Origin of the sequence: Enterobacter hormaechei subsp. hoffmannii, from assembly GCF_001729745.1 — a bacterium.
GTDB lineage: Bacteria > Pseudomonadota > Gammaproteobacteria > Enterobacterales > Enterobacteriaceae > Enterobacter > Enterobacter intestinihominis.
Map to the genome: position 1 here is coordinate 365,139 of NZ_CP017186.1, position 12,126 is coordinate 377,264.

General features: G+C 53.1%; 8 protein-coding genes, 1 tRNA gene and 1 rRNA gene. 5 read left to right on the plus strand and 5 right to left on the minus strand.

All coding sequences use genetic code 11. The annotated features are described in order from the left end of the window. Positions 1-7: 7 nt before the first annotated feature. From phnC to BFV65_RS01760, 3 genes are all read right to left on the minus strand, one after another. A complete protein-coding gene (phnC, locus tag BFV65_RS01750) occupies positions 8-796 on the minus strand; it encodes a phosphonate ABC transporter ATP-binding protein (protein WP_003860210.1) in 789 nt (262 codons plus the stop codon). Between the two features lie 173 nt (positions 797-969). Beyond that, positions 970-1,401, minus strand: coding sequence for a VOC family metalloprotein YjdN (gene yjdN / locus BFV65_RS01755; RefSeq protein WP_022646788.1), 432 nt, complete (start codon positions 1,399-1,401; stop codon positions 970-972). A gap of 80 nt (positions 1,402-1,481) precedes the next feature. After that, positions 1,482-1,817 (minus strand): zinc ribbon domain-containing protein YjdM, encoded by a 336-nt coding sequence (locus tag BFV65_RS01760; RefSeq protein ID WP_022646789.1) that lies wholly within the window; start codon positions 1,815-1,817, stop codon positions 1,482-1,484. 591 nt (positions 1,818-2,408) lie between these two features. Here BFV65_RS01760 and crfC point away from each other — a divergent pair. Together crfC and BFV65_RS01770 are read left to right on the plus strand one after the other, a co-directional pair. Next, on the plus strand, positions 2,409-4,763 hold the full coding sequence (gene crfC / locus BFV65_RS01765; protein WP_069596158.1) for a clamp-binding protein CrfC: 2,355 nt from the start codon (positions 2,409-2,411) through the stop codon (positions 4,761-4,763). Beyond that, positions 4,760-5,638 (plus strand): diguanylate cyclase regulator RdcB family protein, encoded by an 879-nt coding sequence (locus tag BFV65_RS01770; RefSeq protein ID WP_022646791.1) that lies wholly within the window; start codon positions 4,760-4,762, stop codon positions 5,636-5,638. Before crfC ends, BFV65_RS01770 begins: the two co-directional genes overlap by 4 nt. A 33-nt stretch (positions 5,639-5,671) precedes the next feature. On the opposite strand, the gene kdgT is transcribed toward BFV65_RS01770, so the two are convergent. Next, positions 5,672-6,664, minus strand: coding sequence for a 2-keto-3-deoxygluconate transporter (gene kdgT / locus BFV65_RS01775; RefSeq protein ID WP_022646792.1), 993 nt, complete (start codon positions 6,662-6,664; stop codon positions 5,672-5,674). 646 nt (positions 6,665-7,310) lie between these two features. Here kdgT and proP point away from each other — a divergent pair. Then, on the plus strand, positions 7,311-8,813 hold the full coding sequence (proP, locus tag BFV65_RS01780; protein ID WP_022646793.1) for a glycine betaine/L-proline transporter ProP: 1,503 nt from the start codon (positions 7,311-7,313) through the stop codon (positions 8,811-8,813). Between the two features lie 32 nt (positions 8,814-8,845). On the opposite strand, the gene BFV65_RS01785 is transcribed toward proP, so the two are convergent. After that, positions 8,846-9,799 carry a nickel/cobalt transporter gene (locus BFV65_RS01785; protein ID WP_069596159.1) on the minus strand — a complete coding sequence of 318 codons (954 nt, stop codon included), beginning with the start codon at positions 9,797-9,799 and terminating at the stop codon, positions 8,846-8,848. A gap of 485 nt (positions 9,800-10,284) precedes the next feature. Between BFV65_RS01785 and BFV65_RS01790 the strand changes: the two genes are divergently transcribed. Together BFV65_RS01790 and BFV65_RS01795 are read left to right on the plus strand one after the other, a co-directional pair. Then, positions 10,285-11,826, plus strand: a 16S ribosomal RNA gene (locus BFV65_RS01790). 84 nt (positions 11,827-11,910) lie between these two features. Then, positions 11,911-11,986, plus strand: a tRNA-Glu gene (locus BFV65_RS01795). Positions 11,987-12,126: the final 140 nt, after the last annotated feature.

The following is a 12,126-nucleotide window of genomic DNA, read 5'->3' on the forward strand; positions in this document are numbered from 1 at the left end:
CGGGGCGTTAAGCAGCCTGCGCGCGTTCTTCGACGCGGTTTACGCTGCGGTAGAGATGATCAAAACGTTCGTTATCAAACTGATGGCTGGCGCCATCGAAGAACACGTGGCCCTGACGCAGGGCGACGATGCGCTCGCAGTAGCGCAGGGCGTAATCCACCTGATGCAGCGTCACCACCACGGTGATGCCGTCGTTCTGGTTGATGTCGCGCAGGGTTTCCATCACGATGCGGGCCGATTCCGGATCCAGCGAGGCGATAGGCTCATCGGCCAGAATGATTTTGGCTTTCTGCATCAGGGCGCGGGCGATGGCGACGCGCTGCTGCTGTCCGCCGGAGAGCGTTGAGACGCGCTGGTGGGCAAAATGCGCCATGCCGACGCGGGTCAGCGCCTGTAAGGCTTCTTGTTTCTGGGAAGGGGAGAACCAGCGCAGGCAGGTGCGCCAGAACGGGGTGCTGCCGAGCGCGCCAATCAGCACGTTCTCGAGCACCGTCAGGCGGTTCACAAGGTTGAACTGCTGAAAGATATAGCCCGTCTGCGCGCGGCTTTTGCGAATATCGCTCGCCAGACGCCCCGCATGTTGCACGGTGTTACCCAGCAGCTCGACGCGGCTTTCCGGCGTTTTGTCACAGGTAATGAGGCCGCTTAAGTGACGAAGAAGGGTGGATTTTCCTGAACCGGATGGCCCCAGCAGCGCCACCATTTCGCCCTGCTGGACGGTCAGATCAACGGCATGCAGCGCCTTGTTGTGATGGAAGGTTTTGCTCAGTTTCTCGACGCGAATGACAGTTTGCATGTGCTGGGCCTCACGATAAATGTGGCCTCATGCTGGCGCATCAATATGACATTCAGGTTAAGTGTTGGTTGCGGGAGTTTGAAGAGTTGAGGGGGATTTGATGACAATCACCGTAGGCCCGGTCAGCGCAGCGCCACCGGACGCTGTTGCCGGATGCGCTGCGCTTATCCAGCCTACGATTTAACGACGTTAATCATCCACGGCACGCCGTATTTGTCGGTTACAGTGCCGAATCCGTGCGCCCAGAAGGTCTCCTGCCAGGCCATTTCAATATTGCCGCCATCGGCGAGGTTGTCGAACCAGCGCTTGCCTTCCGACACATCCTGGGTGTCGAGCACCAGTGTGAAACCCGCGTATTGCGCGCTGCTGCCAGGCGGTATCCCGTCGCTCATCATAATGTCGCTGCCCGCGATGCGGACGTTAGAGTGGGCGATGGCGGTATCCGGAAAGTTCATGCCGGACGGACAGCCTTCTTCGCTGTTTTCGTCTTTAGGCATTTCGCCGAAGGTGATTTTGTAGAGGAGTTCTGCGCCGACGGCCTGCTGATAGAAGGCGGTGGCCTCCGCACAGTTGCCAGCGAAAGAGATGTAGGGACTTAACGGCATAATCTTTACCTCACGTAAGAAAAGCCCGTTAAGTGTAGTTCCCGAACGCCCGGTAAGCGAAGCGTCACCGGGCGGGTCAATCAGTTCTTTTTCACGAACTCAGATTTCAGTTTCATCGGACCGAAGCCGTCAATTTTGCAATCGATATTATGATCGCCTTCAACAAGACGGATGTTTTTCACTTTGGTACCAATCTTCAGCATGGAAGAACTGCCTTTTACCTTCAGATCTTTCACAACGGTAACGCTGTCGCCGTCTGACAGCAGGTTGCCGTTCGCGTCTTTCACAATCAGCGTATCGCTGTCCTGCGCAGGCTCCGCATCGTTCCATTCATGGGCGCATTCCGGGCAAACGAACATGCCATTGTCTTCATAGGTGTATTCAGAATTGCATTTCGGGCAGTGTGGAAGTTGCATGTTGGTATCCTCAAAAGTGTTAACACGCTGGAAAACGCCAGCTAAATGACGGCAGTGTGCCGAAAAAGGCAGCGAGTATAACGCAAATCCCCACTTTTGTCGGTGATATTGTTTTAGAAAAATAGCGCAAAAATGCGTAAAAGATGACACGAACTGTCAGTGAATTAAGGGAAGCTTATGCCCTGCACGGCAGTGATCGTTATGATGATAAATATATCGAATATTTTATTACAGCAAATTGCTACGCTGTGCCATTTCGGATAAGGTGAAGGAACAAGCCGTTATTTATCTATCCTTTCTGATGCTATACATCTTTTGGTGTCAGGGAATACCTCTCTTTTTTGGTGGGTAAATAACGATGATATCTCCTGATGTTTCCTGAAAATGCGTTTTGTCTATTTACTTTTGGTCTTCTGACCAGAGGGATGTTTTACACGTATTAGAAGGGTGAGATTTAAATTCTCATTATCTTCAGTTACTTGTATTAAATGAACATGTTTTCCATACGTGATCATATAAGCCTGAACAGTATAATTAAAAAAACGTGGCTTAATAAAAGTAATAAATTTGCGTTAAGGGAAGGCTTTTATCATGCACACACAGACCATATTTGAATTAAGCCAGGAAGCCGAACGTTTGTTACAGCTGGCTCTGAACAATCTTGATTCATTAAAATCAATGCCGATTGCAAAGCTGGATAGCACAGCCGCTGCCATGAGCGGCGTTAATAACAACGTTTTGCCATTACATTTTAGCGCGCGGGGTGTCGACGCTCAGCAGGCGTTGCTGAATAACGAATTACGCAAAATAACCCGCCTCGAAATGGTGCTGGCGATTGTGGGTACCATGAAAGCGGGAAAATCGACCACCATTAATGCGATTGTGGGCACGGAAGTGCTGCCGAACCGCAATCGTCCGATGACGGCGCTGCCCACGCTGATCCGCCATACGCCGGGCCAGAAGGAGCCGGTGCTGCATTTTTTGCACGTTGCGCCCATTGATACCCTGATTTCCCAGTTGCAGACGAAATTGTGCGATAAAGATCGCGGCAAGCTGGCGCGGCGTCTGGAAATCGACAAGGACATGAATACGCTGCTGGAGCGCATCGAAAGAGGTGAGGCGTTTGGAAAACATCACCTGGGCGCGGAGCCCATCTTTCATTGTCTGAAAAGCCTGAACGATCTGGTGCGGCTTTCGCAGGCGCTGGGCGTGGAGTTTCCTTTTTCTGAGTACGCCGCGATTGAACATATTCCGGTGATTGAGGTGGAATTTGTGCACCTCGCCGGTCTGGATGCGCACCTGGGGCAACTGACGCTGCTCGACACGCCGGGGCCGAACGAGGCCGGTCAGCCGCACCTGCAAAAAATGCTCAGCGAGCAGCTGGCGCGCGCCTCCGCCGTGCTGGCGGTGATGGACTATACCCAGCTTAAATCCATTTCCGACGCCGAGGTTCGTCAGGCAATTTCGGCGGCGGGGAAATCCGTGCCGCTTTACGCCCTGGTCAACAAATTCGATCAGAAAGATCGTAACAGCGACGATGAAGAGCAGGTACGGGCGATGATTTCCGGCACGCTGATGAAAGGGAATATTTCTCCGGGACAAATTTATCCGGTCTCTTCCATGTGGGCCTACCTGGCAAACCGCGCCCGCTATGAGATGAACACCCATGGGCGGCTTCCCGATCATCAGGATCAGCGTTGGGTGCAGGATTTTGCCGAGGCCGCGCTGGGCCGCCGCTGGCGTACGGCCGATCTCGACGATAGTGACCATATTCGCCATGCGGCGGATCTGCTGTGGGAGGATTCGCTGTTCGAACAGCCCATCCGCAAGCTGATTTACGCGGCTTACGCCAACGCCTCGCTGTTCGCCCTGCGGTCGGCATCGCATAAGCTGCTGAACTATGCGCAAAATGCCAGAGAATACCTGGATTTTCGCCATCAGGGACTGACGGTCGCCTTTGATGAGCTGGAGCGGAATATTAAGCGCCTGGAAGAGTACATGGCGATGCTGCGTCAGCGGCAGAGCGTAGTGAGCGATGAGGTCCAGCATGAAGTTGAAGAGGCGCTCAACGCAGCGGATACATTTCTGCTTAGTCAGAAAGGCGAACTTCACCAGGCGCTGGACGACATGTTTAGCCGCCCGTTAATTCTTGATTTAGCCGGGCGCGAGCCATCCAGCATGCGTACAGACGACACGGATGGGAACCAGCAACTGGTGCTTGACGATGAAGGGCAGGCACAGATTGTCCTGAGCAAGATCCGATCGTCATGCGAGCAGATTTTGCTGAATGCGCAGAGCAGAATTAGCCGGGAGCTGGCGTTACGCTTCGATCAGCTGGAGTCTACGCTCGCCCGATCGTTGAATGAGGCGATGCGCCCCATCGAGATGCAAATTAAGGAACAGCTCAGTCATGCCGGCTTTCGGGCGCGGATTAGCTTTCCGGCGTTTCAGGCAAACCAGCTTAACTTCAATACGCGCGGCTTATTTAATGATGCCATTGTGCAGGACACCCCTCCCGCCAGTCAGCCTGCAGGGGCGGGCAGCGTACGTAATACCGTCTCGCGCTGGCTCAATCATCCCGGCTGGGGCTGGGAAGCGTATGTGGAGACGCGCACCCGATATGTCATCGATATCGCCCAGCTTCATGGCAAATTTACGCAGCATACCGATCAGTTTTGCGATCAAATACGTAAAGCTTTGGCCGCGCAGGTCGATGTCTCTGTTACGGCAGGTATGGCAACGTTCTTTGCAGAGTTTTCGTTGTGCCTGACCGGGTTACAGGAAAGCTTGCGTGATAGCCTTGCCGTGCGGCAGCAGAATGAGCATTCAACCCGGGCGCTTAGCCAGTTGTTGAAGCAAAGTATGACCACAGCGGCGTGGATTCAGGAAGATACCCGACTGTTACGCGATGATATTCAAACCTTATTCGCGGCAGAGCAACCATGACAACACAGCTACTGGACGGTCCCGGGCGGACGCTGGAGTGTATTCATCCAAAATTTATGGTCGATTTGGTCCAGGGGGCGGATGCTGCTCGTCACACCCTCCTGGGGCCACAGCAACTGCAATTTCGTGAGCGTTTGACGCAGGAGATCGTTACGCAGACCCGGTTGCGGCCATGGGCAATGGCGGGAATGCTCAACGAAAATGCAGCACTGCGGCTGGGTCTGGCGGAGAAACTGGCCGGTATGCTCGACCCCGGACACCTGGCGCTGACCCGCATGTCCGACAAGCTGGTAGCCCTGCGCCAGCAGGTTAATCCACGCCTCCCTCAACCTTCCGGATTGTTGCAACAGTACGAGGCGCTCTCCGCACATTTCAACCAGCGTGCCGCCTATAAAGAGAAAGCGCTCGCGCAGCGCGGCCTTACGGTTCAGGCGGGTGAGCACAGCGAGCAAATTTTTACCCGCTGGCGAGCCGGGCAGTATGACGGCTGGTCGCTGGCTGGCCGCTGCTTTATCGTGCTGGAAGAGTTGCGCTGGGGCGCGTTTGGCGATGCCTGTCGTCTGGCGAATAGTGATGTGGCGGCCATGCTGAAAGATAACCTGCGCAGCATGGCCGCAAACTATCTGGCACAGGGGATTAACGCTTCTCCCACCACCCGGCATTTTTACCATCAGTGGCTGACGACGCCCGCTTCTCCTGGTCTGATGGATTATAAAGATATGCTTGGCTGGCTGGGGGACTGGTGTCAGGCGGATAAACATCCGGTGAGCTGGTCAGTGACGCAGAGCTGGCAAACGGTCGCGCTGGGTATGCCGAGACTCTGTTCGGCAAAACGACTGGTGGATGGCATGGTGGAAGAGATATTTAGTGCGTGATTGCCCCCTCTTTTTAAGGAGGGGGCGAACGGCTTAGTGGTGCATTTCTACCGCTTTCGGCTCTGCCTGGGTCTCCGGAACCTGTCCAAAACGTCTGGCGTACAGCGCCGTGATGATCGGGACCAGAATCGCCGTCACAATCACGCTGGCGGCAACCAGGGCCGTGGCGGAAGCCGCCACCGGTTCAAAGGCCGGGTTAATCTGGGCGATAATCACCGGGTTAGCTACCGCAGCGCCTGCGGCCGACGAGGCGGCCACACCTGCGGTTCCGTTACCGCCCCCAATGACGCGGTCTGCAATAATTAGCGGGATACCCGTGATGACGATGACGGCAACACCCAGCACAATACCCAGCAGGCCGGTTTCCAGAATCACGTTCAGATTGATGGTATTGCCCAACGCGAAGCCGAAGAACGGGATCAGTACCGGGGTGGCTTTGCTGAAGAAATCGCGCAGATCGTGATCGAGGTTGCCTAGCGCAAAACCAATCAGGAACGGCAGGATCGCCCCGACAAAATGGTGGGGTTCAAAGGAGGCAAGGCCGGCAGAACCCAGAATCAGCATGGTCATCAGCGGACCCGACTCCAGGGACATCAGCACGAACGCGCCTGATTCTTCTTTGGTGCCATATTGATTCATCAGGCTGGCATAGAGACCGCCGTTGGTCATATCCATTGCTGAAACAATGGCCAGAACGGATAATCCGGCGAAGAATCCGGTCTGTATGCCATTCTCCGGAATGAACATCGCGCAGATCATGGCAACGACCCAGGCGACCGCAATTTTAGTAATGACCAGCGTCCCTGATTTACGTAATACCGTACCAGTTGCACGTAAATTAATAGATGCGCCGATGCAAAAGAACCAGACTGCCAGAATCGGCACCGTTCCGGTGATCATACCTTTTGTAAAACCGCCAAAATAAGCACCGGTATTCGGGGCCAGCGTATTTAATATCGCGCCAAGTACCAGCGGGACCAGCATCATCCCGCCCGGGATGCGTTCTATTGTTGCTTTAATCTTCATCATTAACCCTCACATCTCGCCCGCGTGGCTGGCGGAAATCTCAAAAAATAGATCAACAAATTCAAATGATTGCCTTTCTTGAAGACCAATCGATTCGTTACTTATGCTGTAAAGCGAAATTCAGGTGCTTAGCATTCCTTCATTTGAAAGCCGCTGGGATATTGTGTTCGGGTTTATCATGCGATCTTTGGAATTGCGATTCAATGAAAATAAAACACTGTTTTAGTTATCTGCGTCACATATTGAATGTAAACAGGAATGCCCGCTGTTAATAATTAAATTTTGTGTAAATTCGATGTGAAGAAATGTGATTGTTTTTTGTTTTAAGAGGAATAATAACGGGTGTTAAGATGTGCTTGATAAAGGGGGTGAGAATGACCTTATTTATCGTGAATTGACAAAACCTGAAGCCAACTTACGAACCGGAAAAATATATGTGAAGTTGATCACATATATAAACGCTGGTAGGGTAAAAAGGTCTTTAACTGCCCAGACAGGCGTCAACAGGTTCGGTTGTATTGAGGTAAAACGTCAATGTAAGTAAACCTGCTACGCTTGAATAAGGAGATTCGCATGGAGCGGATCTCTGGTTCACAGCTTGCAAATGCGCTGTGAAACGGACGGGGCTGAGTCTACGAGGAAAGCTATGCTTAGAAGGAAAAAAGTAAAACCCATCACGCTGCGCGATGTCACCATTATTGATGATGCGAAACTGCGCAAAGCGATTACGGCGGCCTCGCTCGGTAATGCGATGGAGTGGTTCGATTTTGGTGTCTACGGCTTTGTTGCCTATGCGCTTGGTAAAGTGTTCTTCCCCGGTGCCGATCCCAGCTTGCAGATGATTGCCGCGCTGGGTACGTTCTCTGTTCCCTTCCTTATTCGCCCTCTCGGTGGCCTGTTCTTCGGCATGCTGGGTGATAAATATGGTCGCCAGAAGATCCTGGCTATTACTATTGTCATCATGTCGATAAGTACATTCTGTATCGGCCTTATTCCGTCCTATGCGACCATTGGTATATGGGCACCGATCCTGCTGTTGATCTGTAAGATGGCGCAGGGCTTCTCCGTTGGCGGCGAATATACCGGTGCATCGATTTTTGTCGCTGAGTATTCTCCGGATCGAAAACGCGGCTTTATGGGCAGCTGGCTCGACTTTGGTTCGATTGCCGGGTTTGTCATGGGCGCGGGAGTTGTGGTTCTGATTTCAACCGTAGTGGGTGAAGAGAACTTCCTCGACTGGGGCTGGCGTATTCCGTTCTTCCTGGCGCTGCCGCTTGGCATCATCGGTCTTTACCTGCGTCACGCCCTGGAAGAGACGCCTGCGTTCCAGCAGCACGTTGAAAAGCTGGAACAGGGCGACCGTGAAGGGTTGCAGGATGGCCCGAAAGTGTCGTTCAAGGAGATTGCGACCAAACACTGGCGCAGCCTGCTGACCTGTATCGGTCTGGTGATTTCCACCAACGTGACCTATTACATGCTGCTGACCTACATGCCGAGCTATCTGTCGCATAACCTGCACTACTCGGAAGACCACGGTGTGCTGATTATTATCGCCATCATGGTAGGCATGCTGTTCGTGCAGCCGATTATGGGCCTGCTGAGCGATCGCTTTGGCCGTAAGCCATTCATTATTCTCGGTAGCGTCGCGCTGTTCGCGCTGGCAATCCCGGCCTTTATTCTGATTAACAGCAATGTGCTGGGGCTGATTTTCGCCGGTCTGCTGATGCTGGCGGTGATCCTCAACTGCTTTATCGGGGTGATGGCTTCTACGCTACCGGCAATGTTCCCGACGCATATTCGCTACAGTGCGCTGGCGGCAGCCTTTAATATCTCCGTTCTGATTGCGGGCCTGACGCCGACGCTTGCTGCTTCACTGGTGGAGAGCACGCAGAACCTGATGATGCCTGCTTACTATCTGATGGTTATTGCGGTGATTGGCCTGATTACCGGTATTACTATGAAGGAGACGGCGAACCGTCCACTGAAAGGGGCAACGCCTGCGGCGTCCGATATTCAGGAAGCGAAGGAGATCCTGCGCGAGCACTACGATAACGTAGAGCAGAAGATTGAAGATATTGACGCAGAGATTGAAGAGCTTCAGAAAAAACGTTCTCGCCTGGTTGACCAGCATCCGCGAATTAACGAGTGATAAAAAACCCGCCGCTGGCGGGTTTTCTTTTATTAGCATCCTGCGGCGATATAGTCGCCGCTGACGCTGACGGGGATCACCGTCAGGAAGAGGATAGTTGCGAACAGTATCAGAACAACTCCTCCGGCTATTTTGACCATCGGCATTACCCAGTTCAGGGAAGTGCCGCCACTAAACCAGGCTACTGTGCGTTCACGCGCGTAACGTACTGCCAGCGACAGCCCCATAATCGACAGCGCCGTGCCCAGCGACATTGTCATCACAGCAGCAATCCCCCAGCTAATAATGCCGAGCGCATTCGAGAACATCAGGATCATAATTGCCCCGCTGCACGGGCGTGCGCCAATGGCCAGCACCACGCCCAGACGGGTTTTCCAGTCGCTTTTAGCCAGATCCACCCCTACGCCGTGATGGCCGCAGCCACAATGTTCATTATGCTGGTGAAGCGGCTTGATGGCGCTAATCGCCATTTTGCGCGGACGCAGGCTGCTGAGCGCCTGATAAATGATAAACGCACCGAAGGCGGCAATCAGTAAGGCGCTGATTTTCTCGACGTACCAACGGCTGGTGCTGATATCTCCTGACGCGAGGTTCAATCCAACCGCCAGGATAAAGACAAAGGCGATCGCGCTGACGCCCTGCATCAGGCTACCGATAAACGGTACGACGCGCGCCGCGAGCTGGCTCTCTTTATTGGTGCTGAGATACGTGGCGACGATAAATTTGCCGTGTCCTGGTCCAACGGCATGGAGTACACCATAAAGAAACGCACCGGTTAACAACCACAGCCCACCGCTGTACTGATGATTATTAAGTTGCAGCAAATACATTACCAGATAACGGTGCAGGGTGATCTGAGCGGCGAGGCACCACTGAATAAAAGCATTCCAGTGCGTATGCAGTGCGAAACCTGCCATAAGTAACACCAGCACGGCGAGCCCGGCGGTTGGGATACGCCAGTCACGTTGAAGTCGTTGTGTCGTCATCAGGTTGGTCTGCGAGAGGAATATTTGCCGCTAGTATAGTGTTCAATTAGCGGGATCGCACCGGGATCGTCAATGGATTGTGGATAACTCTGTGCGTAAAAGGGTATAAGGCGGGGTTTTGCTGGGGAATACAGCAGTCAGTCATTTTTTTGCAACTTTTCTGTTGCGGTCGCTCGGGAACTCCCTATAATGCGCCTCCATCGACACGGCGGATGTGAATCACTTCACAGACTACCCGGTCGGTTGAAGAGAAAAAATCCTGAAATAACGGGTTGACTCTGAAAGAGGAAAGCGTAATATACGCCACCTCGCGACAGAGCGCTGAAGCGCGTCGCAACTGCTCTTTAACAATTTATCAGACAATCTGTGTGGGCACTCAAAGTGACATGGATTCTTAATGTCCTCGGACACTAAATGAATACCAAGTCTCAACGAGTGAACACGTAATTCATTACGAAGTTTAATTCATTGAGCATCAAACTTTTAAATTGAAGAGTTTGATCATGGCTCAGATTGAACGCTGGCGGCAGGCCTAACACATGCAAGTCGAACGGTAACAGGAAGCAGCTTGCTGCTTTGCTGACGAGTGGCGGACGGGTGAGTAATGTCTGGGAAACTGCCTGATGGAGGGGGATAACTACTGGAAACGGTAGCTAATACCGCATAACGTCGCAAGACCAAAGAGGGGGACCTTCGGGCCTCTTGCCATCGGATGTGCCCAGATGGGATTAGCTAGTAGGTGGGGTAACGGCTCACCTAGGCGACGATCCCTAGCTGGTCTGAGAGGATGACCAGCCACACTGGAACTGAGACACGGTCCAGACTCCTACGGGAGGCAGCAGTGGGGAATATTGCACAATGGGCGCAAGCCTGATGCAGCCATGCCGCGTGTATGAAGAAGGCCTTCGGGTTGTAAAGTACTTTCAGCGGGGAGGAAGGCGACAGGGTTAATAACCCTGTCGATTGACGTTACCCGCAGAAGAAGCACCGGCTAACTCCGTGCCAGCAGCCGCGGTAATACGGAGGGTGCAAGCGTTAATCGGAATTACTGGGCGTAAAGCGCACGCAGGCGGTCTGTCAAGTCGGATGTGAAATCCCCGGGCTCAACCTGGGAACTGCATTCGAAACTGGCAGGCTAGAGTCTTGTAGAGGGGGGTAGAATTCCAGGTGTAGCGGTGAAATGCGTAGAGATCTGGAGGAATACCGGTGGCGAAGGCGGCCCCCTGGACAAAGACTGACGCTCAGGTGCGAAAGCGTGGGGAGCAAACAGGATTAGATACCCTGGTAGTCCACGCCGTAAACGATGTCGACTTGGAGGTTGTGCCCTTGAGGCGTGGCTTCCGGAGCTAACGCGTTAAGTCGACCGCCTGGGGAGTACGGCCGCAAGGTTAAAACTCAAATGAATTGACGGGGGCCCGCACAAGCGGTGGAGCATGTGGTTTAATTCGATGCAACGCGAAGAACCTTACCTACTCTTGACATCCAGAGAACTTTCCAGAGATGGATTGGTGCCTTCGGGAACTCTGAGACAGGTGCTGCATGGCTGTCGTCAGCTCGTGTTGTGAAATGTTGGGTTAAGTCCCGCAACGAGCGCAACCCTTATCCTTTGTTGCCAGCGGTCCGGCCGGGAACTCAAAGGAGACTGCCAGTGATAAACTGGAGGAAGGTGGGGATGACGTCAAGTCATCATGGCCCTTACGAGTAGGGCTACACACGTGCTACAATGGCGCATACAAAGAGAAGCGACCTCGCGAGAGCAAGCGGACCTCATAAAGTGCGTCGTAGTCCGGATTGGAGTCTGCAACTCGACTCCATGAAGTCGGAATCGCTAGTAATCGTGGATCAGAATGCCACGGTGAATACGTTCCCGGGCCTTGTACACACCGCCCGTCACACCATGGGAGTGGGTTGCAAAAGAAGTAGGTAGCTTAACCTTCGGGAGGGCGCTTACCACTTTGTGATTCATGACTGGGGTGAAGTCGTAACAAGGTAACCGTAGGGGAACCTGCGGTTGGATCACCTCCTTACCTTAAAGAACCTGCCTTTGCAGTGCTCACACAGATTGTCTGATGAAAAGTAAATAGCAAGGCGTCTTGCGATTGAGACTGTACGTCCCCTTCGTCTAGAGGCCCAGGACACCGCCCTTTCACGGCGGTAACAGGGGTTCGAATCCCCTAGGGGACGCCACTTGCTGGTTCGTGAGTGAAAGTCACCTGCCGTCATATCTCAAAACTGACTTGCGAGTCATGTTTGAGATATTTGCTCTTTAAAAATCTGGATCAAGCTGAAAATTGAAACGACACACAGCTCATGTGTGTTCGAGTCTC